Consider the following 26,783-nt stretch of genomic DNA (forward strand, 5'->3'; position numbering starts at 1 on the left):
CGATGACCGAGGCGTTGATGACCTCATGGAAGAGATCGATCATCTCTTTGTTCACTCAACTGCTGAAGCTAACGTGCAAAGCTGAGTCAATGAGTGCGGGCATCGCGGACCTCCTGCTGGGACAGATCGAGGACTCGCCCGCCGAGCAAGTCGTCGCGCCCGGCGCGTCCTGCCGGTCCCAGATCGACGACTTCGGCGACGGTTCCGCGGAACCGCCACATCCTATCGAGATGGTCGCGGCGGCGCTACAGTAGGTCAGCTCGCGTTGCTGGGGCCACGAGGCACGGCATCAGATTCCGATGCCGTCCCGCTGTTGTACCGTCACGTCGTGTCCGTCGACTGTCGACCGAAGCGCCTGCGTGAAGGGCTCAGCGTCGAACTGGCCGTGGACTCTGACCGTTGTCGAACCGCCTGTCAGCGGCTGGGCCGTGATTTTCGGCCGACCGACCCGGCCGCCAGTGTGGATCTCGATTCTGTCGAGCGTGTCGTAGGACTGTGTCTCCACCTGTTCCGCGGTTTCGAGGGCTGCAGGGACGCCCTCCTCGGATACCTGTGACGCGAACGCCGCGGCCCGCTGGTCCGGCGACCCGAACAGCAGGTCGACTGGCGTCAGATAGTCGTACTCGACGAAGTAGGCCCGCTCCGTACAGAACAACACGTCGACCAGCCGGAGCGGGTACGACCCCCGCATCGTGTAATGCAAGTGAACGCGGAGTTCGTCAGTCACGAGAACCACCCTTGCGCGGTGGCGGCGTCAGTGACCGTTCCGTCCGCCGCGACCTTCGCACGCCCCACCCGATACATCGTATACGCCTGGACGAGCAGGCAGATCGCCCAGAGGGCGTACCCTCCCAGTGCGCTGCCGAGCACCGTCGTCTTGACGGCAAACGCCTGCAACCCCAGCCGCGTCGCCAGCCCCGTTCCGACCAGGAGGACACTGAAGTAGCCGAAAAACGCCGCGGCGACCCACATCGCGACGACGCGGCCCCAGCCCGGCATCGTGTGCTCCGGGAGTCGGACCGTGTTGACGAGCTGGACGATGACGATGTACGGCCACATCAACAGCCCGGACATCGCCGCGCCGACGACCAGGAGCCCGAAGGGATCGGATATTGATATCGGGAGGGTGAGGATGAAGATGCCCCAGCCACAGAAGACGGTCAGCAGTCCCCAGAACAGCCGCGGCAGGCTCCAGCCCGCCTCCCGACCGTACAGCTCGTAGATGATGTCGGAGCTGTTCCGGACGAACGACTCGATTATCGCGTATTCGGTCGTGAACAGGGCGAGAAACAGCGTGACGTAGATGACGCTCGTCGTGAACCCGCCGACCGACGGCGCGATCTCGATGAGCCACATATCGACCGCGTCGCTCGTCGCTCCCGGGGCCTGTGACACCGCGATGACGACCAGGATCGTCGTGACGAGGAGGAGGCCCAGCAGGAAGGTCAACAGGTGTTCGAGCTGTGTCACGCGCCACCACCCTCGCCAGCGTTTGAGGTTCTGCATGTCCGGGGTGAACGTGAACCCGTCCTCGTGGACCGTCTCGGGGTCGTCGCCGGCGAAGGGGTTCTTGATCCGGCCCTGATACCGCCCCATCCCGTAGCCCTTTTCGCGTATCCAGAGGCTCTGTGAGAGGTTGAGGTAGCCGCCCGCGCCGGCATAGGCCAGTGCCCCGACCAGCACGGCGATGGTTCCGACCGGCGAGTAGTCGCCGACCTCCGTCAGGCTCCCCGGAACACCGACCAGCACATCGACCGACCCGATGAGAACGAACAGCAGCAGCGTGAACGCAATAGACAGCGCCACCAGAACGAGCTGGAGGCTCTCGACGACGTTGTACATCAGCGGCGTCACCTGGTAGGTCACCCAGATGAACACCATGAGCGCGATGCCGAACAGTCGCCAGCCGACGATGTCGACGCCAGCGACGTCGTACGTGCCGAGTCCGAGGCCCTGCGCGCCAATCTGCGCGGCGCTCGCGGCCCACCCCGGCCAGCCGAGGCTGATGAACCCGCCGACCAGCATGGCCAGCGGGAGGACCGGATGGACCCGTTCGAACGCCCGGAACACGCTCTCACCGGTCGCCAGTGTCCACCGCTGTATCTCCGTGTTGATGACAAAGTGGAGACAGACAGCCGCGAGGAACAGCCAGTACAGTCCCCACCCGTAGCTGGCGACCAGATGCGGCCAGAACAGCGTCTCACCGCTGCCGAGCGACGCCCCCAGCATGATCGCGCTGGGACCGACGACGTGGCGGAGTTTCGGCACTTTCGGCAACGAGAGTTCTCTGAACCGCCCGCCCGTCCCCGTGTCCGGATGGGCCTCGCTCTCCGGTGCCGCCTCGAGGTTGTCGTACGCGACTGGGGTGTACGACGAGATGGGATACCGCTGCTCTTTGCGAGAGGCGTACACTTCCGATGTCTCTGACTCCGCGTCTTCCGCTACGTCCGACTGTTCCGTCGGCTTTTCCTCTGGCATCGGTGAACTCACCCACCGACGTAGTGCCAGACGTGCTCGTGGTCGGCAGCCAGGTCGACCTGCGGGAGGTCTTCGAGCGCGGGTCCGATAGCGTCCCACCACTCGTCAGCGGTCTTGTAGCCCGCCGGATGCTCCTGAAACACCTCGGTAATAAGCTTCCCGGCATCCGTGTCGGGGTTTTCACGGAGGTAGTCGTACGCGGCCCTCAGCGCCGCACGTCGATCGTCGAGTACCTCCCCCGTCCCCGGCAGGTCCGCGTCGGCGATACTGTGCTCGACCGGCGGCTCTCGCTCCTGTTGTGATTGCGTGCCCGAGCCGACGAGCTGGGAGAACGGGATCCACCAGACCCGACTCCGTGCACCGACCTTCCGTGTTTCCAGCTCACCCCGTTCGACGAGTACTTCGAGCTTGTTGTGTGCCGTCTTCCGGGAACAGCCGAGTGCGTCCATCACATCGGTTGCCGTCAACGGCTTTGCCTGGTCCGCTCGGTCCCGAAACACCGAGAGCACTCGCTCCGGTGTGAACTCTGCCGTGGACGGTGGCGACCCGTCGGCCCGACCATCGTCCGCGGTATTGCTCATACGTAGCCATTACAGTCGTATGTAATAGACTTTTCTGCAGCGAACTCCGTTTCGGGAGCAAACGACCTCCTTCCGTCTGACGCTCGATGGGTCTCAATTTCACACGAAGGTAGGCATCACTTCCCCGTCGACGCACCGACTATGGCTGTTGCAGATATCCCAAATCCGGTCCACTTCCGACGGCAGCCACGTTCCCGTCGGACCGGCCCACCCCTTACTCGGCCGGTTCCCGCGGCGGCACCGACTGCTCAGTTTCCACGACCGCACGGTCGGGGAGTTCGGGGTTGGGTGTCCGACCGACCGTCAGCAGGCGTTCGGTGAGTGTCAGCTCCTCCGGACTGGGGCTCGGTTTCTGGACTTCCTCGTAGTCGACGACCACCTGCCCGTCTTCGGCCGTAATGCGCACCGCACAGAGCTGGTAGGAGGGGTAAAACACCGGGGGAAGGAGCCCGATGATGCCGTCCCGACGGTGGAGGCGTTTGAGCCAGGTCCCGCTGTTGACGACCAGCCCGCCGTCGACCGACTGCACGCTCGGCCGGTGCGTGTGACCGTAGCAGAAGACGACCGCATCTTCCTTTTCGTCGAACACTTCCCGGGCGGCTTCCTTGTACGGCGTCTGGGTATCGACCGTGAGATCGGTCTCGAAGACCCCGAATCGGTTGATCGTCTTCTTGATGTCCTGGCGCAGAAGATACAACGGGATGCCCACGAGCAACAGCAGCCCGGCCAGCGACGCGTTCACGACAAGCAGCAGCCAAATGGCGGTGCCGACCGTGCCGAACTGGCCCAGAAACGACGTCGTCGTTTCGACCGGCGCGGACCAGACGCCCAGCAGGTTCAGCGCCGCCAGAATCGCCAGGATGGCGCTGATGTTGAACAGCAACAGGAACGGGACCAGCGCGTACCGCAGCAGCGGGTTCATCTCCCGGTAGAAGTACTTCGAGAGCATCCACACTGGAACCCGCTCGGTCGGCGTTACGGCCTGTACGTCCTTGAGCCAGTTGTACCGGCCCCGGTCCGAAAGCTGGCCGGCCCGACTCGTCACGAGTGTGTTGTAGTAGTAGCCAAGCGGCGTCACGTTGGTATCCCCCCAGTCTTCGATGCGGTTGTTGGGGTCCTGCTGATTGCCGTGTTCGAGGTGGATGGCCTGGTCCCCCACCGGACGGGTAATCGACTTCGACTGGACAAGGTCCACGTTGTACGCCGCGAACCGCTCCACGTACTCGTCGTAGGCCGCGAGTTCGTGGTCGTGGTTGCCCGGTATCAGCGTGATCTGGATGTTCTCGCCGGTCTTTCGCAACTGCTCGAACAGCGACGGATAGGTCCCTTCGAGGACGTCGAACTTCTCCAGTCCCGACATACCGGTGAACTCCCACAGCCCGAACGCGTCGCCGTTGATGAGTAGCTCGGCGTCCTCGTCGGTGGTCTCTAACCGCGCCAGAAAATCGAGCAGTTCGTCGAGAAATTCCACGTCCTCTAGCTGCTCGTCGCCGCCGATGTGGAGGTCGCTGATGACGTAGTAAACGCGGTCGTCGGCGGTGCCGTCCATTGAATACGGGTTCTTGACCCACAGACAAAGGCGTTGCTCTCCGGGAAATCACGACGGAAGATTGTGGTCTCAGCTGGGACTGTGGCTTATAGACGCGCTTCCACCGATATCGAGACCTGCTCGATTACAGTTCCAGCACGGCCCGGAACCGCGCTTCGTTGTCGATCATCCGCCCGTATGCTTCGTTGACGTCTTCGAGCGGGTAGGTCTCTATCTCCGGCGCGATGTCGCGGAGCGAACTGAACTCCAGCGTGTCCTGTGAGTCGCGCGCGTGCCCGGAGGCCCAGCCCTCGACGCCGCCCCGGCTCTGGACGAGCTGCTGTGCGCTCACTTCCACTGGCTCGCCGGGGACGCCGACGACTACGACTGAGCCATCGACGCCGATTCCGCTGACGATAGAACTGATAGCGTCACTCGACGGTGCCGTCGCCAGCACGACGTCGGCCCCACCGAGTTCCTGCAGTCGCTGGCCGGCATCCACCTCCGCCGCGTTGATGAAGTGGTCGGCGCCCAGTTCTTTCGCCAGCGATTCCTTCTCCGGCGTTCGGGAAATGGCGGCCGTCTCGAAGCCAGCCGCGTGAGCGTACTGGACCCCGAGGTGACCGAGTCCGCCGACGCCCTGCACAGCGACTAGATCCCCGACGTTCGCATCGCTGTTCCGAAGCGCGTTGAACGTCGTCACGCCCGCACAGAGCAACGGCGCTGCGGCCGCCGCGTCCAGCGCCTCCGGAATCTTGGCGAGCGCTTCCGACGGTGCGGTCATGTACTCGGCGTAGCCGCCATCGTAGCTCAGCCCAGTGATTTCGCCGTTCTCACACTGGAGGAAGTTCCCCTGTCGACACTGCTCACACGTCGAACAGTGGCCGCCGTGCCAGCCGACGCCGACCCTGTCGCCCACGTCCCAGGCATCGACAGCGTCGCCGACGGCATCGACGTGTCCAGCCACCTCGTGGCCGGGAACCCGCGGATAGGAGACGACCGGGTTGGTCCCCTCTTTCGTGAACACGTCGCTGTGACAGATGCCACAGGCATCGACCGAGACCCGTACCTCGCCGGGGTCCGGTTCGGGCACGTCCCGTTCGACGACCTCGAAGTCTGCCCCTGCCTCAGGCACGACCGCCGCTCGCATTGTGTCTGACATAGCGATACTTCCGGCTCGACGCGGATAAGCGGCCAGTTACCAGAGAGCTGTACGGGCGCGCTTGCTTCGATACAGCCGTGCCGACCGGGTCGGTCCGCCTCCCGATTCATACTGCCGGCTGTACGTCCGTGAAGACTCTCGCCACCTCGGGGTGGCAAATCTCTTGAAATAGTTACAGCCGGCAGTATCAGGACCGGAGCCGCTGAATCCGCTTCTCCGTCGGGGGGTGGGTCGAGAACAGTTTCTCGAACAGCCCCTTGTCGGCGTTGAAGATACAGAGGGCGTTCATGCTATCCTCGACTTTCGATTCGCGTCCTTCAGCACCGCGAGAGATTTTTTCGAGCGCACGGGCCAGCGGCTCGCCGGTGCCGATGGCGCGGCGCGCGTCCGCGTCTGCGACGTACTCCCGATACCGTGAGATAGCCAGCACGAACACCATGACCAGCGCGTTCGCGAGCGAGGAGGCGATCATCGCCATGATCCAGGAGCCGACGTTTCGCTCGCCGCCGAACAGCACCGCGAAGTAGGCGACGTAGCCGACGAGCATCCCGATGGATTGGCCGACGACCATCGTGATGACGTCCCGGTTCTTGATGTGGGCCAGTTCGTGTGCGATCACGCCCTCCAGTTCGTCGTCGTCGAGGAGTTGCATCAGTTCGCTCGACACGACGACGACACCCGCACCTTTCCGTCCGACCGCGAAGGCGTTGGGCACGCCCATGTCCATCACCATCAGCCGGGGCTCCTCGATATTCATATCTCTGCAGAGCCGCCGGACCATCTGGTGGACGTAGCCGAACCGCTGGTCGTCCGGCATATCCTCCGCGCCACGGAGTGCCAGCCACTTCCCGAGTTTGTACTGGATCGCCGGCACCACGAGGATTCCGACGAGGAGCACCGGGACGAGCGGCAGGCCCAACAGCACCGACAGTGCCGTGCCGGCGAAAACGTAGAACGCGAACAGAATCGCACCGACGACGAGCATCCGCACCTGTAATCCAAAGTCTGCCATACAGGGTCAAGTCCGTCCGGCCGTATAAACCGTCTGGCCGACGATGCCGCTCGTGTCACTGGGTTTCGCCGCAGATGTGGTGACGACTCCGAGGAAATTCGCCGGCTTAGTCGGTACAGCGGACGGTCCTTACTCCCTGGAGAGCGCGTAACTCCGACGGTCGTGCGTTTCGAGCGTGAGAGACGCCAGCCGCCAGTCGGTCTCCGCACAGAACTGGTGGACGGCAGGGATGACGCCGTTCACGATTTTGTAGTCGTCGCCCGCGATGTAGCCGCCCGCTGTGACGGCCCGCTGGCTCTCTCTGAGTTCGGCCAGCGTCGCCTCGTACTCGTGGGAGCTGTTGATATACACCCAGTCGAGCGAGTCGGTGTCGGCATCACGAAGCACGGTGATCGGTTCGGCGTCCCGCAAGTGAACGGTGCCCTGATGCTCGCTGAATCGCCGCTTGACAGCCTGGCGCTCCCCGTCACTTGCCCACTGATCGACCAGATAGAGGGTCTCCGGCTGCGTGATCCGGACGATTGATTCGGCGAAGGAACCGTCTCCGGGCCCGAACTCGGCGGCGGTCGCGCTGGTCGGCATGTGTTCGAGGAGGGCCGTCCGGTGGGGGAGGAGTTGCACGTTTTCAAGCTCTGCTGCCGGGAGCGACTCCGGGACGGCTGCCTCTCGGTCCAGAACGGTTGCCGCTGCGGCTCCCCCGGACGTGTCGGGTGGGAACGCGGTCTGGTAAAGTCCGGCGACCACCGGGTAGCGGCGGTCCGGACAGGACTCAGTGATAGCGCGTTTCACCCGCGATAGTGATATTATGATGTCACGATACCGCAACGGAGCCTAAAAGCATGCCGACTCCGACTCTCACTGGAGAGCCGAAAACCTATGCGCTTGGGTTCGAAACGACCCTGGCATGTCTCTATCCCGTTTTGTCGGGCGGTTCCGGCCTTACTCCGTCCCGATCTGTCTGTTTGCCGTGGTGGCTATCGCTGTGCTGTTCGTCCCGACCCTAGTTCTCGGGGGCGCGACCGGACGCACGTATGCCCTGACCATGGCAGTTCTCATCGTCGCGATCTCGTCGGTCCTTCCGTATGCCGTCGCCGTCGGTGTGCTGACCGTCCCGTTCCTCTACACTGGAATCGGTAGTTACGCGGCCCCGGAGGTGTTGCCGACCGATGCAGAGCCGTTCGGGCTGGCTGCAGCACTCCGGCACGTCATCGCTGGCATCTCGTATGTCGTCGCGGCCACCGCCGTCGGCGCTGTCGGCATCGGTCTCGATTTCGCGGCTTCGAGTGGTTCGGACCCGTTTCCGGCGGTCGGTTTCCCGCCGTTTCCGGCACTCGGGTTTCCGCCGTTTTTGCTGCTCGGCGGGGTGGTCATCGCCGGTGTCTACGTTGCGGTCCAACTGTGGCGGTACGAGCGACCGGTTCGGGGCCTGGGGTGGGATACGGTTCTCGGGACAGGCGTCCTCGGCGCGTTCCTCGCCGCATCGCCCCTCGTCGCGCTCTGGATTTTCGGGTCGTACGGCTTCTGAACGCCCCTGTGCTACCTGTGATAGCCGGCTTCTCCGTATACTACCGATAGTCGGCGCTACCCGCCGGCTTCCAAACGGCTTAAAGTCGCAAGCTCCGGTATCCGATAATGACTCAGCAACAGTCACCGACAGACGGCGGTCCACGAGCGAGCGGCATGCCGATGCTCGGGCTCGGAACGTGGCAGAACGACGACGCAGAACAGTGTGCGGAAAGCGTCCGGACGGCGCTGGAGGCCGGCTACCGACATATCGACACCGCACAGATATACGACAACGAAAGCGCCGTCGGTGACGGTATCGCCGCGGCCGACGTGGACCGCGACGATATCTTCCTGGCGACCAAGGTCTGGATCTCGAACCTCTCGCACGACGACGTGATCGAGACGACCGAGGAAAGCCTCGACAAACTCGGCGTCGATTCGGTAGACCTGCTGTACGTCCACTGGGCGGCGGGCGAGTACGAGCCCGAGGAGACGCTCCCGGCGTTCGACGAACTCGTCGACCGCGGCCTGATTGACAACGTCGGTGTCTCGAACTTCGAACCACACCACGTCGAGACGGCGATGGACGTGCTCGATGCTCCGGTGTTCGCAAACCAGGTCGAGACGCATCCGTTCCTCCAGCAGTCGGAACTCCGCGAGCACGCGGCGGAACAGGACTACGAACTGGTCGCGTACTCCCCGCTGGCACGCGGTGAAGTGTTCGGCCACGATGTCATCGAACCCATCGCCGACGACCACGACGCGAGCGAAGCGCAGGTCAGCCTCGCGTGGCTCCGCGAGAAGGGCGTGACGGCGATTCCGAAAGCCACGAGCGAAGCCCATATCACGGACAATCTGGCGAGTCTCGACCTATCGCTGACAGACGACGAAATCAACCGTATCGACAGTATTGAGACAGTCGACCGACGCGTCGATCCGGACTGGTCGCCCGCCGCCTGGGACTGAATCGATTTCGAGCGTTCCCGGTGGGAGTTGCCGATACGACTGTCGGCCCGTGACACCACGTCTCCCACAGCCCTCTTCACATTTCGACCCGTTACACAGGTTATGAGATATCTTCGCTCTAACGGGTGGTCCAACTGACCTGGCCTATGTTGCGGTCCACGTTTTCCGATCGGCCCTCACTCCCGGCCCGCTATCGTGACAGCGCGTTGTTCGTCCTACTCGCGGTATTGTTCGGCGGCTCGTTCGTCGCGATCAAGACCGGGCTCCGTGAGCTTCCGCCGGTGCTGTTTGCCGGCCTCCGATTCGACCTGGCAGCGGTGACGCTGCTTGGCTACATCGTCGTTACCCGGCCCCGGTCGACGTGGCTCCCGCGGACTCGCGAGGACTTCGTTGGAATCGGGATGGCGGCGCTGTTCCTGATCGCGCTCAACAACGGGCTGTTGTTCCTCGGTCAGGGAACGACGACGCCCGCAGCGGCGTCCGTGATGTACGGCCTGAACCCGATACTCGCCCCCGTGTTCGCCTGGTGGCTGCTGGGCGACCGCCTCTCCTGGATCGGTGCACTCGGTATCGGTATCGCGCTGAGCGGCGTTATCCTCATCGTGCAGCCGTCGCCGTCGACGTTCACCGATGCGAGCGCTATCGGGCAACTTCTGGTCCTCGGCGCGGCCGCGGCCGTCGCACTTGGCAGCGTGCTCCTCCAGCGTGTCGGCCCCCAGATGGACAGTACACCGCTGACTGCGTGGGCGATGGCTGTCGGTGCGGTGCTCCTCCACGTCGCGAGCCTGCTGGTCGGGGAGTCGCCCACGGCCGTCATCGGCATCGGCCCCGAAACGATTGCGAGCATTGTGGCTGTGGGCATCCCCTCGACGGCAGTCGCGTACGCCATCTACTTCGGCCTCATCAAGCGCATCGGCCCGGTCCGTGCGAACTTGGTCGCGTACGTCGTGCCGATTTTCGCCGCGCTCATGGGCTGGGTACTGCTGGGCTCGCCGGTGTCACTGTGGACGCTCGTCGGCTTCTTAGTCGTCGTTGCGGGCTTCGCTCTCATCGAGCGTGTGACCATCCGCATGGAACTGCGCCGGCTCTATCACCGCTTCGAGGAGACATCCTCGTCGAAACAGACGCCGCCGTGTGACGACTGACGTCAGCGGTTGCAGTAGAGCGATCACGATCTGGATTTGACGAAACGGGCCCAGCCAATCATGTACTGGCAGCCCCAAGCCACGATATGGACTCTTCCGACGTGGAGACGGTGTTCGTCGCCGGAGCCAGCGGCGGGACCGGGCGCGCGACGCTCCGACTGCTCAGTTCGCGCGTGCCGACGGTCCGAGCACTGACCAGCACGCCGTCGAAAACAGACGACCTGCAAGCGGCCGGCGCTGACGAGGTTGTCGTCGACGACTTGCTGAACCCGGCTGCGTTGGCCGAGGCGCTGTCGGACGTTGATGTCGTCCTGAGCGCCGTCGGCTCGAACATCACGGACGTCTGGTCCCGGGACGAGTACGTCGACGGTGCGGGGACGATCAATCTCCTCGATGCGGCCGTCGACGCTGGCGTCGATGCGTTCGTCATGGAATCCGCTATCGGCGTGGGCGACGAGCCGGCCAGTCCGCTCGCGACGGCCTTCGACGTCGTCATCCAACCGATACAACGTGCGAAAGCGGAGGCCGAGGCCGCGATTCGCGACGCTCCGGTTCGACACACGATCCTCCGCCCGGGCGTGCTCACGAACGGACCGCGAACTGACACCGTCTCCGTCGCCGAGCCCGGGGCGAAGCTCTGGGGCAGCGTTTCGCGGGCCGACGTGGCCCGACTGATGATCGCATCACCTGTCACACCGGCGGCCGAAGACCGGACGCTGGAAGTCGTTGCCAGGCCGTCGTTCCCGAACCGCGCGCTGGACATCGAGTGGCGGCTTCCCCGGAGTGGGGGGTCGGAGACCGTGACAGTCGATACCCCGGATGACGACCCGTAGTGGGCAATCCACCCGTGTGCAAATACGCCTCCAGCGTGAAAGGCGGCTGATGACTGACGTGGACCACGCGAACGCTGGCTATCGGCGGCTGTTCGGGGGGGACGGCCTCTCGTTCGGCCTCGGGTTCCCGCTCACGGGCGAAACGGAGTCGACGCCGGATATCGACGCGGAACTCCGGCTCGCAAGCCACGCCGAAACAGTCGGCTTCGACGCGCTCTGGGCGCGAGACGTGCCGACGTACTGGCCGCGTTTCGGGGACGCCGGCGGGGCCTTCGACCCGTGGTCGCTGCTGTCCCACGTCGCCGCACACACCGAGTCGGTGGCGCTTGGCACCGCGAGTATCGTTCTCCCGCTGCGCCATCCCATCCATGTGGCGAAATCGGCCGCAACCGTCGACCGGCTCTCCGACGGCCGTCTCGTGCTGGGCGTCGCCTCGGGCGACCGCGACCCGGAGTATCCGGCGTTCGGCGTCGACCCCGAGAACCGGGGCCAACTCGTCCGTGAAAGCGTCGACGCGCTTCGCGCGCTCTGGCGCGAGGAATACCCGACGCTCGATGGCTCCTGGGGCCACCTCGACGGAGAACTCGATGTCCTCCCGAAGCCGACGACGGACACGCTCCCGCTCTTCCCGACTGGTAACGCCAGACAGTCCACGGAGTGGATCGCCGAGAACGGCGACGGCTGGATATTCTATCACCTCCCCGAGTCGACGCTTGAGTCGTACCTCGATACGTGGCGGAGCCACGCGTCAGAGAAGCCGTTCACGATTGCCGTTCAGGTCGAGTTCGCTGCTGATCCGACGGCGGAGCCCGAACCGCTCCACCTGGGCTATCGGGCCGGTGTCGAGTGGTTCCGGGAGTACTTCAGACGGCTCGAAGAGTACGGCCTTGACCACGTTATCGTCGGACTTCGTGCGGCGGAACCAGAGGCGGCGATGACGACCTTCGCCAGCGAAATCATCGACGAACTGTGACTCCAGCCGTCGATACCGTTCCTGCGAAACTCGCGGCGGATGACGCTGCCGTCGTTCCAACTGACTGCCTGCCGTATTCCGGTCTGGACTTCCCAGCAACAGCCCTCTGAGCTGGGCTTACGGATCGAACTCGTTCTGCTTGAGCCCTTTCCGGACCGGTTCGTGTTCGGCGTCGGTCGGCGGCGGTGCCGTCACCAGTAACGCCTCCAGTCGACTCTCCTCGTCCGCTTTGACACCGCGGTCGGTGTCGGCCTCGACGACCACCACGTCGCCCGGTTCGACCGCCCGCTCCGTGTCACCGTCACGGACGATACCGGTCCCGGACTGGACGTGTATCGCGACATCGCTCGCGGGCGCGTGTACCGGAATAAACTGGCCGGGTTCGAAGTAGCCACAGACGACTTTCATCCGGTCGCTGCGGAACACTTCGACAGCCGAGAACTGGTCGTCGTCGTATTCCCGGACGGCGTCGAAATCGGTCGCTGTCATCGCGCGTCCTCCCGATAATTGTACTCTCGAAGAACTACAGGGCCGAAGTCGCGGCCGGTCGATGCGGACTGGCTCGAACGTCGGCAGGTGCGTGAACTCGCTCGCTGTTGGTTTCGGTGCTGTGGGTGCATCGCGAGGAGTTCCGACCGCACGACGGAAAGCCTCGGTCCCGAACCGCTTCGTCTGTAGTCGCGCCGCTTCGTACTCTGGATGCATATAAACCGTCTCCGAACATCTTCCCGATAAGAACCACGGGCAGTCCGTATAAAGACCCTCCAAATGGTGTCTGTAGGCGCATTGGCGACGACAGTACTGATGGCGGTACTGCTCGTCGGTATCGCTGGGATACTCGTACGGATCGAAGACTGGCGGTCGTATACGATTGCGATCGGTGGCGGCCACGGGACGCACGAACGCACCCACGCGGAGAAGCCGAGCGGGATTCTCCGGTGGCTGACGACGGTCGACCACAAAGACATCGGGATTCTCTACGGCGTGTTCGCCGTCGTCGCGTTCGCCTGGGGCGGTATCGCCGTGGTTCTGATGCGGTTCGAACTGCTGTACCCCGCTGAGGACTTCCTCAGTGCCAGTGCCTACAACGGCCTCCTGACGACCCACGGCATCACGATGCTGTTCCTGTTTGGGACGCCAATGCTTGCGGCGTTCTCGAACTACCTGATCCCGCTACTCATCGGGGCCGACGACATGGCCTTTCCGCGAATCAACGCCATCGCGTTCTGGTTGTTGCCGCCGGCGGCGCTGCTCATCTGGGGTGGCGTCCTCGGCGGGCCGTTCCTCGAAAACATCGAACCGGCACAGACCGCCTGGACGATGTACACACCGCTGTCGATCGAACAGCAGAACCCCGGCGTGGACCTGATGCTGCTCGGCCTCCACCTCTCGGGCGTCGCGGCGACGATGGGGGCGATCAACTTCATCGCGACAATATTCACCGAACGGAGCGAGGACGTGACATGGGCCACCCTCGATATCTTCTCCTGGACTGTCCTGGTGCAGTCCGCACAGATCCTGTTTGCCTTCCCGCTGCTGGGCAGTGCGCTGGTCATGCTCCTGCTCGACCGCAATCTCGGGACGACGTTCTTCACGCTGGACGGCGGCGGCCCGCTGCTGTGGCAGCACCTGTTCTGGTTCTTCGGGCACCCCGAGGTGTACATCCTCGTCCTCCCGCCGATGGGACTGGTGAGCTACATCCTGCCGAAATTCTGCGGGCGGAAGCTGTTCGGCTTCAAGTTCGTCGTCTACTCCACGCTGGCGCTCGGAGTCCTCTCCTTCGGCGTCTGGGCCCATCACATGTTCGCGACCGGCATGGACCCTCGACTACGGGCCTCGTTCATGGCGGTCTCTATCGCCATCGCCATCCCGAGCGCGGTGAAGACGTTCAACTGGATGGCGACGATGTGGAACGGCGCGTTACGGACGACCGCGCCGTTCCTCTTCTGTGTCGGGTTCGTCGGGAACTTCATCATCGGCGGCGTTACCGGCGTGTTCGAGGCCGCCATCCCCGTCGACCTCATTCTCCACGACACCTACCACGTCGTCGCGCACTTCCACTACGTCATCATGGGCGGCATCGCCTTCGCCGTCTTCGCTGGCATCTACTACTGGTTCCCGCTGTACACCGGTCGGTGGTATCAGCGGTCGCTGGCGAAGTGGCACTTCTGGCTGACGCTTGTCGGCACGAACGTTACGTTCTTCCCGATGGTCCTGCTCGGCTACGCCGGGATGCCCCGCCGGTACGCCACGTACGCTCTGACCGCTGGCCCGGTGGACCTGTTTACGCTCCTGCACCAACTGGCGACGCTTGGCGTCGTTCTGCTGGTCATCGGCCAACTCATCTTCGTCTGGAACCTCGTGACCTCGTGGCTGGAGGGACCACTGGTCAGGGACGGCGACCCCTGGGACCTGGCGGCGACGGACCAGTTCCCCCGGGAGTTCGCCTGGTTCGAGCGCGAGCGGCTCCCGGCGCTGGCCGACGGCGGCGAAGAACCGACCGGGGATTGATCTCCGAGTTCTTCTGGTTTCCCGTTCGCGGTACCCTTCTTGGTTGTTCTACGGCCACCTCTAGAGTGGTATAGAACCGTTATCACACCCAGTTTGAAACGGTCAATACAACTCAAGCAGTAAATGAGCTTGAGAATTGGTCGGACTGGACGACTCAATATGGGCGGGAAATCTACTATATTTACGGGAATATTTTTATTCTTTCCCACACTAAGGCTGAATACGTCATGTCGAAGACGACAGACGAACGAGGACGGATCTACCTCCCGAAGGATGTCCGCGACCGGTTCGGTGACCAGTATCGTATCGTTGAACTCCCGAGCCACGTCGCACTCTTCCCAGTTGACGAGGACCCGCTAGAGGGGCTCCGAGCGGCCGTTGGCGATGCCTTTGCAGAGACAGAGGCCGACAAGCTGAAAACTGAATCGCGGAAGGCGATCTCACGAGAGGTTCAAGAGGAAGCGGAAGATCGGACACAGGATGGCGAGGCGTAAGTCGTGTACGTTGAAACTGACTTTCTCACCGCACTGTTGAAGGACGACGACTGGCTTCAGGACGCCGCAGTCCGCGCCCTCGAAGAACACGATGACATACATACCTCGATACTCGCGTACGCCGAGGTTCTGGTGCTGTTCTACGACCGTGAGGCGGCCGAGTACGAGATCGATGCGCCGCGGGCAATTACCAACCTGCTCGAACTGGTTCCAATCGTGCCGGAAGAGCACGAGGACGCGGTTCTGGCCGCCGCGGCGTTCCTCGACGAGTACGATCTCACCCCGTTCGATGCACTCCACGCTGGACTCGTCACAACCGGCGAAGAGCGAGTCCTTTCGACCGAGCAGGACTACGACACTGTCGGCCTCGACCGCACATCGTTGGAACCTGCGCCCTCTGAGTGAAGATGGTAGATACGCAGACCGACTGTGCAGCTTGTTCAGTCTACACTGCCTGAAATCAATAGCCTGTGACGAGTTGTCTGACACCCTGTCTCCGTCTGCTACCCTACTCCGAGATGTCCGGATACGACTGCCGACCGCCCTGTGACTTCCTGGCGACCAGTTGGGCGGTGGCTGCGGTCGTCCCGTCCCTCGTCGCGGTGCGTTCGTCGTAGTGCAACACCGTCAGGTCGAGTCCGGCCCTGAGCAGTTCGTTCGAGGCGAACCGGTACCGGTCCCCGGAGGGGCCGCCGTCCACGTCGTCGGTCGTCCGGAGGTGGTGCTGGATGAACAGACAGCCGCCGTCGGCCAGCGCCTCGATAATGTCGGGGAGGCGGTCGACGGGGCGATAGAAGCTAATGGTGATGAGGTCGTACCTCGACGCCGGATACGCGAACGAGTCGAGGTCCGCCTGTATCCACTCGATATCGTCTTCGACGCCCGCTTCGCGTGCATTTTCACGGGCAATGTGCAGCCCCGCACGCGATTGGTCGACCGCATCGACGCGGTACCCGGCCGCTGCGGCCGGAAGCGCGTTCCGCCCCGTCCCGGTTGCGATATCAAGCGCTCGTCCCGGTGGAAAGGTCGGCAGGTATCGTTCTAACACCGGATGTGGGTCCGGGCGCTGTGGGTACGTACCCGCTCGGTATCGCTCGTCCCAGGTCGTCATGGCTCCGTCAACCGCCCGCCGAACCATGAAGCCTGTGGGCTGTGACACAGCTCTTGCGTTGCTTCCCGTTTCCGGACGCGACAATCTCAACTGACTTATCGGCACACCTGTACCTATCCACAAGCTGTAGCCATGGACAGTCAAACGGGTGTGACCAGACGGCGCCTGCTCATCGCTCTCGGAAGCGGACTCGGTCTGCTCGGGGGCGGCGGTGCCTACGTGTACTGGTCGCTACAGGGCGACTCGGGCGGGTACACTGCACCGGACTCACAGCCGGTCGTCACTACGCGCGGGCTCCTCGACGCGGCGGAGGGGCCAGCCTTCGAGACTGGTGGCATGTGGTCGTTCGACGACGCGTCGGAGGTGTTCCTGTTCGTCCACGGATTCAGTACCGACGCCGAGAGGGCGCGCGACAATGCCTATACGGCGCAGGTAGCGCTCGACGGAACACGGCCCACACCGGTTATCGCGTACAGTTGGGATTCCGATGTCGAGTGGGTGCAGGCGAAGGACAACGCCGAGGCGAACAGTACCCACCTCGCTCAGTGGCTGGTCGAGTGGGCCGAAACCGACGGCCGGCCGGTCCATTTGCTCGCTCACTCACTTGGTGCGCGGGTGACCGGTGAGACCCTCCGGGAGCTAGCCAAGCGAGGGGTGCCAGACGCGCTTGCTTCGGTGTCACTGCTCGGCGGCGCTATCCCCTACGATAGCGTAACTACAGACGGTCGTTACGGCGACGCCATAGCGGCCGTTGACGCTCCGGTGTCGAACTTCTACAGCCACAACGACAAGGTCCTCTCGTGGGTGTACCGAGCGTCGGACCGGACACACGCTGTGGGCCACGCTGGAACCCGCGATGCGGGGCCGCCTCCCGACGGCTATCAGGACGTGGATGTCACTGATCTCGTAGCCGATCACTACTCGTACTTCGAACCGGATGCGGGCTGTTTGCCGCGGGTCGTCGCCGAACTCGGGTAGGCTGTCGAGGGGAACTCAGCGACCAAATTCGTGTTCCCTGCCGCTCCGGTCACACAGCGAACAGTCGCTATATATCCAGTTTGACCGTCCCGGAGACACTTACCCGTCTACCGAGAGAACAAGGTATGGACCGACGACAGTATCTCGCTTCTGCTGTGGGACTCGGAGCCGGCAGTCTCGCCGGGTGTAACGGCTACTTCGCGGGCGAAACCGGCACCGCCGGGGACGACAATGGCTCGCCCGCACCCCCAAACGCGCTTTCGGCTGGTTCGTATACCGTCACGCTGGCCGACCCACGGGTCCGTGCGTCGATACGTGACGCCGGAGTCCACGTCGATGTCCGTGCTGAGCATGGGAGCCAGTTTCTCGTGCTGGATGCCGAGACAGGTGATGCCAGAGTCGAAGAGATCCCAGTGAGGGTTGTCGCGGACGGGGAGCCGATAACTGACCGGCTGTCACTCGTCGGCCGCCCCGAGCGGAAAACTGCGGGTGTCATCGGGTTCCCCGTTCCAGTGTCGGACTACCGAACCGTTGCGCTGGAGCTCGAATCAGCGGGGGAGACCGCCCGCTGGCGGGTCCCCGATGCCACTGTCGAGATGCTTTCCAGAGCTCCCGAGTTCACCGTAGACGGTATCGAGGCTCCCGACAGCGTGGACGTCGGCGAGTCTTTCGACGCGTCGTTCACCGTCGCCAACGACGGCGACCGCGACGCCCGCTTTCTCGCGGAGTTCGGGCACACGCTCCTCTCCGACACTGGGGCAGTAGAAGTCGCCGTGCCGGCCGGCGAGCGTCGCACGCACACCACCACTATCGACCCGTTCTACGACGAGAGTCCCGCCGAAATCCCGGTGATACTCGATTGGGGTCTTCAGGCTCACCATGCGACCGTTACCGTGAAGCGGGAGACGGCAACGGCCGACCTTCCACCGCGTTCAGATGCGCTCAGCATCGAATCGAGCTATCCCATCGACGGCACGATGGTCAACGTCGGTGTGGGCGGGACGGCCCGCAATACCAGCACGAGGGCGCTTACGAACTGTGTCATCGTGGCCTCGGGCGATGTCGGTGACCAGGGTTTCAGCGCGGCCACACGCCGTGACCGCCTCGAATCGGACCAGCCATGGGACTGGGAGGTCGCGTTCGGTGACGAAGCCGACGCACAGCGTGAGCCTGTCAGAAACATCACTATCGAGACCCGGGCAGAACCGTCCGGATGACAACGACTATACGGCCCTCCATGTCGGTACTGCGTTCGGTCATTGTCGTCATCTGTGGGAAGAAGGCATGAGTTAGCGGTCTGCAGTGACGCCACCAGCATAGCGGCCACAGGTGTCTAACTGTTCATCGTCGGTAATGGTAGCACCGGTGCGCCACTCTGTACTGCGAGGGTCACTGGCTTCGATATTTTCTCCTCTGGGGACACATCGGCTGCCCCCGTTGCGTCTGCGTCTCCGGACGAAGCGCCTGCCGCGGACAACTAACTTTTATTTACTGCCCTTTTCGACCCCCTCGTTCGGGGTTCGACGTGGCTACGTTTCGGGAACCATCGATAGACGAGTCCGGGTACGAGCTCGTGAAGTTCGGTAAGTACGACGATAGCCCCGGCGTATGCGACGGCGACGTATCGGCCGAATAATGACTACCTCTTGTCACACCGCTGCTACAGATGCATCACATATAAACCGGGAGGCAGTTCCGTCTCGCCTACGGTCTGTGGCAGTCAGCGCAGGCTCGGTCTCTAGCGGTGGGTTCGACATCAGTTGGGGTGATACGTTCGCTCTCATACACCTATATAGGGCTCATATAAAACGCCTATAGCAGATTCACCGACGTACCGTCAACGGCTCCACATCGATGGTCTCACCACCGACGTTTCATCCGGACCTCGGCGCATCACACCAGCGAATCCACGGCGATGACTGGGAGGAGATCTATGTCGTCGGCGACGTCCACGGCTGTCGCCCGACGCTCGAACGGCTCCTGACTCGGCTGGACCCCACAGCGGACGAACTGGTCGTTTTCGTCGGTGATCTCGTCCGCAAAGGGCCCGACAGCGCCGGTGTCGTCGATATCGTTCGACAGCATCCGAACTTCATCACCGTCCGGGGCAACAACGAACAGAAGATCATCGACGGCCGCAAATCCCTTCCCTCGCTGACCGACGACGACCTGTCGTGGATCGCGTCGCTCCCGGTGGCGATATCGTGGGACGATTCGCTGGTCGTCCACGGCGGCGTCGACCACCGAAAGCCTCTCGCGGAACACGAACTGACTGAACTGCTGAATATGCGCTCGCTCGTTCCGGACGGGAGCTACGACCGCCCGTACTGGTTCGAGACGCGCCGCGACGACCCGCGTATCTTCTTCGGCCACACGGTGCTTTCCGAGCCATTCGAGACGCCTACTGCGGTTGGCCTCGACACGGGGTGTGTGTACGGCGGGCAACTGACGGCGTACCAGTGCTCGACGGGTGAGTTCGTCACAGTCGCCCCAGAGACGACCCACGAAGACCGATCGTCCGATAGCATCGTCGACCCAGAGCGCGCACCGCCCACCTCATCGTAATCCGATGAATCAACCCTCAGAACCGGATATCCCCGCATACGAGCCGGAGGATGTCGACCTGAATGACCCGTCGCTGTATCTCAACCGTGAACTGAGTGCGCTCGCCTTCCAGCGGCGCGTACTCCACGAGGCACTGGACGAACGAAACCCGCTGCTGGAACGGGTTCGGTTCCTCGCTATCGTCACCCGCAATCTGGACGAGTTCACAATGAAACGCATCGGCGGCCTCAAACAGCAGATCGAGGCCGACGTGACCGAGACGGCCCCCGACGGTCGAACGCCAGAGGAGCAACTGGAAGCGGTCCACGAGACTTTGCGGCCGATGTTAGCGACGCAGGCCCGTTGCTACCGCGACGCGATTCGGCCCGCGCTTGCTGCAGAGGGTATCGAGATTCTCGACTACGACGATGCTTCCACCACAGAGCAGTCTGAGCTACGAACCTATTTTGAGGAATCCGTGTTACCGACGCTGACGCCGCTTTCGTTCGACCCGGCACATCCCTTCCCGTTCATTTCCAATCGATCGCTCTCGCTCGCTGTCCTCACTCGGCATCCGAACGCCGAGGACCCGACGTTCACCCGCATCAAGATTCCGCCGAACAGGCCCCGTCTGGTCCAGCTCGGGAACGAAACACGGTACGTACTGCTCGAAGAGGTCATCCGTGCGAACCTCGATCTGCTGTTGCCGAACGTCGAGATCGTCGACACGGCCCTGTTCAGACTGACCCGCAACGCGGAGGTCCGGCGGAATCAGGAGATAGCCGAGGACCTCATCGACATGGTCGAGGACGTGCTCGAACAGCGGCGCTTCGCGTCGGTCGTCAGAATGGAACTCGCTCCCGATGCAGACCCCCGTATTAGATCGACACTCGCGACACAGCTCGGTCTCGACGAGCGTGAAATATACGACCTCGCGGGACCGCTGGACTACCGAGACTTTGCGGAGCTGACCGATCTCGACCGGCCCGATCTCTCGCTTGACGAGTGGACGCCACAGCCGCATCCTCGTCTCAACGGTCGCCGACAACAGTCGTTCGGGACGCCGGATACGACGGACCCGAGCGTGTTCCGGCGTATCCAGGATGGCGACATATTGCTCCATCACCCGTACCACGACTTTACCGACACTGTCCAGCGATTCCTCTCCGCGGCAGCCGAAGATCCCGATGTACTGGCGGTGAAAGCAGCGATCTACCGGACTGCAAGCGACTCACAGATCATCCAGTCGCTGATAACGGCTGCGGAAAACGGGAAGCAAGTCGCGGTGATGGTCGAACTGAAGGCCCGCTTCGACGAGCAGAACAACCTCGAATGGGTACGTAAGCTGGAGGAAAACGGTATCCACGTCGCCTACGGAACGGTTGGACTGAAGACCCACACGAAGACGGCACTGGTCGTTCGGGAGGAAGACGACGGCGTCGAACTGTACTCACATATCGGGACCGGGAACTACCACTCAGAGACGGCGAAGGGGTACGTCGACCTCGGGCTGTTGACCGCTGACCGCGACATCGGCCGCGACCTGACGAAGGTGTTCAATTTCTTCACCGGGCCGTCGCTGGATGAGGAGTTCCGCGAACTCCTCATCGCACCGGTGACGATGCGCCAGAAGTTCACCCGGTGTATCCGTCGGGAAGCCCAGCACGCACAGGCCGGCCGTCCCGCACGTATCGTCGCGAAGGTTAACGGACTCGAAGACCCCGCTATCGTTGCCGAACTGTACCGCGCCTCGATGGCGGGTGTCGACATCGACCTCATCGTCCGTGACATCTGTCGCCTCCGGCCCGGACTGGACGGCATCAGCGAAAACATCTCGGTGTACTCGCTCGTCGGACGCTTTCTGGAACACTCCCGCATCTTCTACTTCGAGAACGGCGCACGGGCCGAACCCACTGCTGAAGACGACTGGGGCGAGCCCGAGTATTACATCGGCAGCGCCGACTGGATGACACGCAATCTCGATTACCGGGTCGAAGCAGTCGCGCCCGTGACCAGCCCCGAGATCCAGCGCCAACTCCGCTTCAATCTCGAACTCGTCCTCTCGGACAACCGCAAGCTCTGGGAGATGGACAGCGACGGCGAGTACCACCAGCGGTACCCGGATGACGGCGAGCGCGTGATCAGCGCACAGGACATTCTGATGCGTGAAGCGCTGAAAGCCGGTCGTTCGGACGACCTCGCCGCAGGAATCCCTGGTGACTATCCGCTAGCTGCTGAGCTCTGTGTCGTAGGCGACGGTGAGCACCAGCCAACTGCGTCAGCTACCCAGTCGGAATCTGCAACCGACACAGGCGGTGCAACTGCGGCCGATCGAGCGTCCTCCGATCCCGATGCCACTGACGGCGAACCATCTGAAGTCACGGACGGTGGAAACCCCGAGGAAATACTGTCTACATACAGCGACCAGTGGTATGTCCCCGACAGTGTCGTGTACAACTACACTGTTCGGACGCCCGACGGGGAGCGGCGCTACCGCAAAACCAAAGCCGGCGTCACTGATCTCCTCGAACGCTTATATAGCGATACGGAATAGCTATTCGACTATACTATTCCTCAGTTCCTTTTCGGCTCAGTAACTGCGTTGCTCCATCAATATGAGACCACTTCACACAAAATGCGTTTTAATCCTTCAAGAAGTCTATGAGCCTGGCCTGTCCAGTGTCTCGATGTAGCTATGGATTTACAGGAATTCGTCCGCTCCAACGCCCCCGTAGACGGCGGCGATGGGTTCCAGAAGGAGAACAACAGACTGCTCGACATCCCGCTCGACGGAACGGTGATGGTCAAAGCCGGGTCGATGGTCGCGTACACTGGCGAGGTGACGTTCACCGGCAAGTCCTCGGCGGAAGGCGGCATCACGGGCATCGTCAAGGAGGCCGTGAGCGGCGAAGGGACGCCGGTCATGGAGGCCGAAGGAAACGGCCACCTCTACGTGGCCGAGAACGGCAAGAAAGTGCAGGTGCTGGCCCTCGGTGACGGGGAGTCGATATCGGTCAACGGCACCGACGTGCTCGCGTTCGAATCAAGCGTTGACTACGAAATCAACACCGTCGGCAGTCTCTCCAGTATGGCCGCCGGCGGCCTGACGAACGTCTTCCTCACCGGCCCCGGCGAAGTCGCGCTGACAACGCACGGCGATCCGCTGGTGATGACGCCGCCGGTCTTCACCGACCCGGATGCGACCGTTGCGTGGAGTTCGAACCTCTCGCCGTCTATCGAGATGAACAAGACGTTCGAAATCGGCCAGACCTCCGGGGAATCGATACAGATGGAGTTCACTGGCGACGACGGGTTCGTCGTCATTCAACCGAACGAGGAAGGGTCTGTCACACAGAGCCAGAGCTAATCGCCGCCGAGTTATCGCGTCGGCGACGTGGCTCGCTTGCGGAGCCGTCCCCGAACGAACGGACGGATCGGCGTCACGCCGAGATTGAGCCGCCCGATTTCGACCACGTCGAACGACCGGTCAGCGACGAGTCGCGACCCTGTCTGCCGGGTGAGGTGGCAACCGCCGGCGAGCCGCCTCCAGAGCGGTGCGAGGGCCGACTGAATCTCAGCGCGCCACCCGTCGTCGATGACGTGCTCGAAGAACCGCAGTTCGCCGCCGGGTTTGAGTACGCGGGTGATTTCACTCATTGCGGACTCGATATCCGGAATCGTACAGAACACCATCGAGGCGATGACGACGTCGAAGGTGGCGTCGTCGTACGGGAGGGTTTCCGCCGGTGCTGACTCGATACGAATCGGCGTGGCCTGCGCGTTCGCCTTCTCTGTTGCCTGTCGCCGCATATGTGGGTCCGGCTCGGTAGCGTGAAACTCCGTCGCCGCGTTCGCAACGCTATCGAAATACGGAAACATCGCGCCGGTTCCGGCGCCGAGGTCCAGCACTGTGCCATCCAGATTCGCTACCAGATACTCACGATGTGGCCGTAAGAGCGTCCGCTCAACGAGCGCTGTGGCCGGATCGTAAATAGCTGCAAACAGCGGCGACGAGGGATCCTGACTGGCGTTCGGTTCTGTGGGCATGGCAGTAGTAACGGCGGCTCGCCTGAAAGTATTGGTTCACTTGCGGGGTGTCACTCGCTCGCCACCCACCGCTGTCAGTCTCCGTCAGCCGACATCTCGACGCCCGCTTCGTCAATATCGACTTTGGCTTCGGTGAGGTTGCTGTCTCGCCACGTCCCGCGTCGATACCAGCCGTAGGCGATGAGCGCCCCTGCGACGTTCGAGACGGCGAACGACAGCCAGATGCCGGATTCACCCATCGGGCCCGCGGCGAACCACGCAATCGGGAAGCGGATGATTCCGAGCATCAACACCGAGATTGCCGCGGCGGTGAGCGTCTTCCCGGCACCGCGGAAGCTCCCGGTGTAAGCCCGCATAATCCCGATAAACCCGAAGGAAAGCGCGACGTAGCGGAGGAACTGCGTCGTGATTTCGACGACTTCGGGGTCCGTCGTGAACAGGTCGGCTATCGGTGCGGCAATGAACCAGACGAGAACACCAGCCAGGGTGAGCACGCCGAACAGCACCGTCGCCGCGAGGCCGGCCGCTTTCGCTGCCCGGTCCGGTTTGTCGGCCCCCATGTTCTGGCCGGTCATCGTCTCGACGCCGCGAGCGACCGCGATAGCCGGCAGGAAGACGACCGAGAACACGCGCGTTCCGATGCCGTAGGCGGCGACGACCGTGTCCGGGAACATCGCGACGATGACCAACAGCAGGTTCATCGACAGCGCACGCCCCGTCCCCTCGACGGAGGCGGGTAGGCCGATGCGAACGAGACGGCGGAGATACGAGAGGTCCGGGGCCATATCGCGGAGGTGAATCTGGACGCCGCGGTTCCCCCGGAACATGATCGCCAGCCCGACGACCAGCGCCAGCGCCCGGGAAAAGACGGTCGCGATGGCGGCCCCTTCGATCCCGAGCTCGGGGAACGAAATCGTCCCGACGAGCGGCGCGTTCTCGACGACCGTCCAGCCGAATATCAGGAACGGGTCGATGATGATGTTGAGCACGACCGAGCCGAACATGACGAGCATCGGCGTTATCGTGTCGCCGTAGCCCCGCATGAGCGCGACGAAGACGAAGAAGCCGAACATGAACAGCAGGCCGAGCGAGATGACCTCCATGTAGCTGGTCGCCATGGGCAGGACGTCTTCGGACGCGCCCATCAGGCTCAGAAACGTATCGACGCCGAAATAGCCCGCGATGCCGAGAACGAACGAGACGATGACGGCGAACGTGACCGTCTGTGAGGCGGCGTACTCGGCGTCGCGCTCCTCGCCCGCGCCGGTGAACTGCGCGACGAGGACGCTGCCGGCGACGGATATCCCCATCCCGAGCGAGATGAGGAGGAACACCATCGGGAACGCGAAGCTGATTGCCGCCAGGGCGTCCGTGCTGTACTGGCCGAGCCAGAACGTGTCCGCGAGGTTGTACGCGGTCTGGAAGAGATTCGTGATGACGATCGGCATCGAGAGGAAGAACAGCGGCTTCCCGATGCCACCAGACGTGAGGTCGAACTCCTCGGGCCCCTTGAACAGCGCACTAACGCGACTTCGAATCCCCATCAGCGGGTCGCCTCCGCTGGCGTGTCCGTCAGGAGATGTGTCTCAGCGTATCGCGTAATCGTCTCTTTGAATCTGTCTATCGAACGGTCTGTGGCGACGTGTCGGGTATGGGCACCTGTAATCGCCGTCACGAGAAACTCAGCTGCGACGGCCGGCTCGACCCTGCTATCGAACTCCCCGGTTTCGACGCCGGCCGCGATGATTTCCCGCAGCCGGTCGAAGAGCACGGCATCGAACCTGGCCAGTTGTGTCCGGAAGGCGTCGTTGTACGGGGCCTGTGCCTTTATTTCGAGTATTGCCGTTCTGAACTCCTGACCGGGCGTCTGTCGCCCATCAGTGAGAACGGTGTCCAACAGCAAATCGAGTTCTTCCCGTGGTGTACTCCCGTCGACCCCCGTAATCTTTGCAGTGTATCGTTCGTACAAGAAGTCCAGAAACTCCGTAAAGAGGTTCTCTTTGCTGTCGTAGTAGTAGTGAATAGACGCTTTGCTCCGGTCTGCCTCGGCAGCGATGTCCTTGACCGTGAGCGCGGCGTACCCGTGCTGGCAGAGGGCGCGGTACGTCGCCTCGAGAATTTCGGTAGCTGTCTCGTCATCCATAGCGGCTGTGACTGTACTTACTAACTAGTTAGTCAAAAACGCTTTGAACTCCACAAAGTGAGTTATAAACGATAATTTAGACCGTTCAACACTCAGAGAACTAACTAACCGATAATTCAACTGCACAATAGTAGGTGGGTCACAACGGTTATCCAACCGTGGGTGAAACCGGTACACAATGGCTGGACCATCGGACCGCACCTTCTCGGACCAGACCGAGGAGATAATGCAGGCGACCTACCGGGCGCTGCGCGAGCACGGGTACGCCGACCTCACGATAAAACGGATCGCGGACGAGTACGGTAAATCGACGGCTGCAGTGCATTACTACTACGACACGAAAGACGACCTTCTTGCGGCCTTTCTCGATTATCTGCTGGAGCGGTTCGTCGATTCGATTCACGACGTCGAGACGACGGACCCCGAAGCCAGACTGGAAATCTTGCTCGATGAACTGCTCGTCAAACCCCAGGAAAACCCCGATCTCTCGGTCGCCCTGTTAGAGATGCGGAGTCAAGCACCGTACAAGGAGGCGTTCAGCGACCGGTTCCGACAGAACGACGAGTACATTCGGTATATGCTCAAGGCGGTCATCAATCACGGGATCGACGAGGGTGTGTTCAGCGACGTCGACGCGGATCACGTTACCCGTTCGCTGCTGACGATCATCGACGGTGCCCGGACCCGCGCCGTGATGCTGGACGACACCGAGGAACTCGAAACAGCCCGACAGACGGCGAGTGAGTACGCCGACGCGATGTTACGGTAACC

27 protein-coding genes are annotated in these 26,783 nt (G+C 62.7%); 15 read left to right on the forward strand and 12 right to left on the reverse strand.

The features are described 5' to 3' along the window. Positions 1-254 (forward strand): hypothetical protein (locus C442_RS22540; RefSeq protein ID WP_008312150.1); only part of this gene is annotated, 254 nt, incomplete at its 5' end. Positions 255-289: 35 nt separating this feature from the next. On the opposite strand, the gene C442_RS15745 is transcribed toward C442_RS22540, so the two are convergent. From C442_RS15745 to C442_RS15775, 7 genes are all read right to left on the reverse strand, one after another. Further along, positions 290-736 (reverse strand): hypothetical protein, encoded by a 447-nt coding sequence (locus C442_RS15745; RefSeq protein WP_008312152.1) that lies wholly within the window; start codon positions 734-736, stop codon positions 290-292. Beyond that, positions 724-2,478, reverse strand: a complete 1,755-nt coding sequence (locus tag C442_RS15750; protein WP_008312154.1) for an Nramp family divalent metal transporter — start codon at positions 2,476-2,478, stop codon at positions 724-726. Before C442_RS15750 ends, C442_RS15745 begins: the two co-directional genes overlap by 13 nt. A gap of 8 nt (positions 2,479-2,486) precedes the next feature. After that, positions 2,487-3,059: a helix-turn-helix transcriptional regulator gene (locus tag C442_RS15755; RefSeq protein WP_008312156.1), complete on the reverse strand. Its 573-nt coding sequence runs from the start codon at positions 3,057-3,059 to the stop codon at positions 2,487-2,489. A 214-nt stretch (positions 3,060-3,273) separates the two neighbouring features. Continuing rightward, positions 3,274-4,608, reverse strand: coding sequence for a metallophosphoesterase family protein (locus tag C442_RS15760; protein WP_008312158.1), 1,335 nt, complete (start codon positions 4,606-4,608; stop codon positions 3,274-3,276). 124 nt (positions 4,609-4,732) lie between these two features. Beyond that, positions 4,733-5,737: an alcohol dehydrogenase gene (locus C442_RS15765; protein WP_008312160.1), complete on the reverse strand. Its 1,005-nt coding sequence runs from the start codon at positions 5,735-5,737 to the stop codon at positions 4,733-4,735. Between the two features lie 199 nt (positions 5,738-5,936). Beyond that, the gene (locus C442_RS15770; RefSeq protein WP_008312162.1) at positions 5,937-6,761 is read right to left on the reverse strand and encodes a M48 family metallopeptidase; all 825 of its coding nucleotides are present in this window, start codon (positions 6,759-6,761) and stop codon (positions 5,937-5,939) included. A gap of 129 nt (positions 6,762-6,890) precedes the next feature. Then, positions 6,891-7,550 carry a class I SAM-dependent methyltransferase gene (locus tag C442_RS15775; protein ID WP_008312164.1) on the reverse strand — a complete coding sequence of 220 codons (660 nt, stop codon included), beginning with the start codon at positions 7,548-7,550 and terminating at the stop codon, positions 6,891-6,893. Positions 7,551-7,665: 115 nt separating this feature from the next. Here C442_RS15775 and C442_RS15780 point away from each other — a divergent pair, with 115 nt between their 5' ends. From C442_RS15780 to C442_RS15800, 5 genes are all read left to right on the forward strand, one after another. Then, a complete protein-coding gene (locus tag C442_RS15780) occupies positions 7,666-8,286 on the forward strand; it encodes a hypothetical protein (RefSeq protein WP_049943046.1) in 621 nt (206 codons plus the stop codon). Between the two features lie 155 nt (positions 8,287-8,441). Continuing rightward, entirely contained in the window at positions 8,442-9,233 is a 792-nt protein-coding gene (locus C442_RS15785) for an aldo/keto reductase (protein ID WP_008312168.1), read from the forward strand. Between the two features lie 146 nt (positions 9,234-9,379). After that, complete coding sequence (locus tag C442_RS15790; RefSeq protein ID WP_008312170.1) at positions 9,380-10,378, forward strand: DMT family transporter; 999 nt, start codon at positions 9,380-9,382, stop codon at positions 10,376-10,378. 86 nt (positions 10,379-10,464) lie between these two features. Continuing rightward, entirely contained in the window at positions 10,465-11,211 is a 747-nt protein-coding gene (locus C442_RS15795; protein WP_008312172.1) for an NAD(P)-binding oxidoreductase, read from the forward strand. 49 nt (positions 11,212-11,260) lie between these two features. Further along, positions 11,261-12,184 carry an LLM class oxidoreductase gene (locus C442_RS15800; protein WP_008312173.1) on the forward strand — a complete coding sequence of 308 codons (924 nt, stop codon included), beginning with the start codon at positions 11,261-11,263 and terminating at the stop codon, positions 12,182-12,184. 117 nt (positions 12,185-12,301) lie between these two features. Here C442_RS15800 and C442_RS15805 read toward each other — a convergent pair whose 3' ends face one another. Beyond that, the gene (locus tag C442_RS15805) at positions 12,302-12,673 is read right to left on the reverse strand and encodes a cupin domain-containing protein (protein ID WP_008312175.1); all 372 of its coding nucleotides are present in this window, start codon (positions 12,671-12,673) and stop codon (positions 12,302-12,304) included. Between the two features lie 315 nt (positions 12,674-12,988). Here C442_RS15805 and C442_RS15810 point away from each other — a divergent pair, with 315 nt between their 5' ends. From C442_RS15810 to C442_RS15820, 3 genes are all read left to right on the forward strand, one after another. Beyond that, on the forward strand, positions 12,989-14,695 hold the full coding sequence (locus C442_RS15810) for a cbb3-type cytochrome c oxidase subunit I (protein ID WP_008312177.1): 1,707 nt from the start codon (positions 12,989-12,991) through the stop codon (positions 14,693-14,695). A 227-nt stretch (positions 14,696-14,922) separates the two neighbouring features. Continuing rightward, positions 14,923-15,189: a hypothetical protein gene (locus C442_RS15815; RefSeq protein WP_008312179.1), complete on the forward strand. Its 267-nt coding sequence runs from the start codon at positions 14,923-14,925 to the stop codon at positions 15,187-15,189. A gap of 3 nt (positions 15,190-15,192) precedes the next feature. Continuing rightward, the gene (locus C442_RS15820) at positions 15,193-15,594 is read left to right on the forward strand and encodes a PIN domain-containing protein (protein WP_008312181.1); all 402 of its coding nucleotides are present in this window, start codon (positions 15,193-15,195) and stop codon (positions 15,592-15,594) included. Between the two features lie 103 nt (positions 15,595-15,697). Here C442_RS15820 and C442_RS15825 read toward each other — a convergent pair whose 3' ends face one another. Continuing rightward, a complete protein-coding gene (locus C442_RS15825; RefSeq protein ID WP_008312183.1) occupies positions 15,698-16,300 on the reverse strand; it encodes a class I SAM-dependent methyltransferase in 603 nt (200 codons plus the stop codon). A gap of 132 nt (positions 16,301-16,432) precedes the next feature. Between C442_RS15825 and C442_RS15830 the strand changes: the two genes are divergently transcribed. The 5 genes from C442_RS15830 (at position 16,433) to C442_RS15850 (ending at position 23,189) form a co-directional block, all read left to right on the forward strand. Continuing rightward, a complete protein-coding gene (locus tag C442_RS15830; protein WP_049943048.1) occupies positions 16,433-17,278 on the forward strand; it encodes a DUF726 domain-containing protein in 846 nt (281 codons plus the stop codon). A 125-nt stretch (positions 17,279-17,403) separates the two neighbouring features. Continuing rightward, positions 17,404-18,495, forward strand: a complete 1,092-nt coding sequence (locus C442_RS15835; RefSeq protein WP_008312187.1) for a hypothetical protein — start codon at positions 17,404-17,406, stop codon at positions 18,493-18,495. A 637-nt stretch (positions 18,496-19,132) separates the two neighbouring features. Next, on the forward strand, positions 19,133-19,843 hold the full coding sequence (locus C442_RS15840; RefSeq protein WP_008312189.1) for a metallophosphoesterase family protein: 711 nt from the start codon (positions 19,133-19,135) through the stop codon (positions 19,841-19,843). Between the two features lie 4 nt (positions 19,844-19,847). Next, on the forward strand, positions 19,848-22,376 hold the full coding sequence (gene ppk1, locus C442_RS15845; protein ID WP_008312191.1) for a polyphosphate kinase 1: 2,529 nt from the start codon (positions 19,848-19,850) through the stop codon (positions 22,374-22,376). A gap of 141 nt (positions 22,377-22,517) precedes the next feature. After that, positions 22,518-23,189, forward strand: coding sequence for an AIM24 family protein (locus C442_RS15850; protein WP_008312194.1), 672 nt, complete (start codon positions 22,518-22,520; stop codon positions 23,187-23,189). Positions 23,190-23,200: 11 nt separating this feature from the next. Here the strand turns inward: C442_RS15850 and C442_RS15855 are convergent, their stop codons facing one another. From C442_RS15855 to C442_RS15865, 3 genes are all read right to left on the reverse strand, one after another. Further along, complete coding sequence (locus tag C442_RS15855) at positions 23,201-23,869, reverse strand: class I SAM-dependent methyltransferase (protein WP_008312196.1); 669 nt, start codon at positions 23,867-23,869, stop codon at positions 23,201-23,203. A 74-nt stretch (positions 23,870-23,943) separates the two neighbouring features. After that, the gene (locus tag C442_RS15860) at positions 23,944-25,413 is read right to left on the reverse strand and encodes an MATE family efflux transporter (protein ID WP_008312198.1); all 1,470 of its coding nucleotides are present in this window, start codon (positions 25,411-25,413) and stop codon (positions 23,944-23,946) included. Continuing rightward, the gene (locus C442_RS15865; protein WP_008312199.1) at positions 25,413-26,012 is read right to left on the reverse strand and encodes a TetR/AcrR family transcriptional regulator; all 600 of its coding nucleotides are present in this window, start codon (positions 26,010-26,012) and stop codon (positions 25,413-25,415) included. Before C442_RS15865 ends, C442_RS15860 begins: the two co-directional genes overlap by 1 nt. Positions 26,013-26,190: 178 nt before the next feature. On the opposite strand from C442_RS15865, the gene C442_RS15870 reads away from it, so the two are divergent. Continuing rightward, positions 26,191-26,781 (forward strand): TetR/AcrR family transcriptional regulator, encoded by a 591-nt coding sequence (locus C442_RS15870; protein ID WP_008312200.1) that lies wholly within the window; start codon positions 26,191-26,193, stop codon positions 26,779-26,781. Positions 26,782-26,783: the final 2 nt, after the last annotated feature.

It is taken from the genome of Haloarcula amylolytica JCM 13557 (assembly GCF_000336615.1).
GTDB classification, from domain to species: Archaea; Halobacteriota; Halobacteria; order Halobacteriales; family Haloarculaceae; genus Haloarcula; species Haloarcula amylolytica.

What these genes read in the sequence shown, in the direction of transcription:
- C442_RS15750 (WP_008312154.1), bottom strand. Translation starts at nt 2,478, where the DNA reads ATGCCAGAGGAAAAGCCGACGGAACAGTCGGACGTAGCGGAAGACGCG.
- C442_RS15755 (WP_008312156.1), bottom strand. Translation starts at nt 3,059, where the DNA reads ATGAGCAATACCGCGGACGATGGTCGGGCCGACGGGTCGCCACCGTCC.
- C442_RS15760 (WP_008312158.1), bottom strand. Translation starts at nt 4,608, where the DNA reads ATGGACGGCACCGCCGACGACCGCGTTTACTACGTCATCAGCGACCTC.
- C442_RS15765 (WP_008312160.1), bottom strand. Translation starts at nt 5,737, where the DNA reads ATGCGAGCGGCGGTCGTGCCTGAGGCAGGGGCAGACTTCGAGGTCGTC.
- C442_RS15770 (WP_008312162.1), bottom strand. Translation starts at nt 6,761, where the DNA reads ATGGCAGACTTTGGATTACAGGTGCGGATGCTCGTCGTCGGTGCGATT.
- C442_RS15780 (WP_049943046.1), top strand. Translation starts at nt 7,666, where the DNA reads ATGTCTCTATCCCGTTTTGTCGGGCGGTTCCGGCCTTACTCCGTCCCG.
- C442_RS15785 (WP_008312168.1), top strand. Translation starts at nt 8,442, where the DNA reads ATGCCGATGCTCGGGCTCGGAACGTGGCAGAACGACGACGCAGAACAG.
- C442_RS15790 (WP_008312170.1), top strand. Translation starts at nt 9,380, where the DNA reads ATGTTGCGGTCCACGTTTTCCGATCGGCCCTCACTCCCGGCCCGCTAT.
- C442_RS15795 (WP_008312172.1), top strand. Translation starts at nt 10,465, where the DNA reads ATGGACTCTTCCGACGTGGAGACGGTGTTCGTCGCCGGAGCCAGCGGC.
- C442_RS15800 (WP_008312173.1), top strand. Translation starts at nt 11,261, where the DNA reads ATGACTGACGTGGACCACGCGAACGCTGGCTATCGGCGGCTGTTCGGG.
- C442_RS15805 (WP_008312175.1), bottom strand. Translation starts at nt 12,673, where the DNA reads ATGACAGCGACCGATTTCGACGCCGTCCGGGAATACGACGACGACCAG.
- C442_RS15810 (WP_008312177.1), top strand. Translation starts at nt 12,989, where the DNA reads ATGGCGGTACTGCTCGTCGGTATCGCTGGGATACTCGTACGGATCGAA.
- C442_RS15815 (WP_008312179.1), top strand. Translation starts at nt 14,923, where the DNA reads ATGTCGAAGACGACAGACGAACGAGGACGGATCTACCTCCCGAAGGAT.
- C442_RS15825 (WP_008312183.1), bottom strand. Translation starts at nt 16,300, where the DNA reads ATGACGACCTGGGACGAGCGATACCGAGCGGGTACGTACCCACAGCGC.
- C442_RS15830 (WP_049943048.1), top strand. Translation starts at nt 16,433, where the DNA reads ATGGACAGTCAAACGGGTGTGACCAGACGGCGCCTGCTCATCGCTCTC.
- C442_RS15835 (WP_008312187.1), top strand. Translation starts at nt 17,404, where the DNA reads ATGGACCGACGACAGTATCTCGCTTCTGCTGTGGGACTCGGAGCCGGC.
- C442_RS15840 (WP_008312189.1), top strand. Translation starts at nt 19,133, where the DNA reads ATGGTCTCACCACCGACGTTTCATCCGGACCTCGGCGCATCACACCAG.
- ppk1 (WP_008312191.1), top strand. Translation starts at nt 19,848, where the DNA reads ATGAATCAACCCTCAGAACCGGATATCCCCGCATACGAGCCGGAGGAT.
- C442_RS15850 (WP_008312194.1), top strand. Translation starts at nt 22,518, where the DNA reads ATGGATTTACAGGAATTCGTCCGCTCCAACGCCCCCGTAGACGGCGGC.
- C442_RS15855 (WP_008312196.1), bottom strand. Translation starts at nt 23,869, where the DNA reads ATGCCCACAGAACCGAACGCCAGTCAGGATCCCTCGTCGCCGCTGTTT.
- C442_RS15860 (WP_008312198.1), bottom strand. Translation starts at nt 25,413, where the DNA reads ATGGGGATTCGAAGTCGCGTTAGTGCGCTGTTCAAGGGGCCCGAGGAG.
- C442_RS15865 (WP_008312199.1), bottom strand. Translation starts at nt 26,012, where the DNA reads ATGGATGACGAGACAGCTACCGAAATTCTCGAGGCGACGTACCGCGCC.
- C442_RS15870 (WP_008312200.1), top strand. Translation starts at nt 26,191, where the DNA reads ATGGCTGGACCATCGGACCGCACCTTCTCGGACCAGACCGAGGAGATA.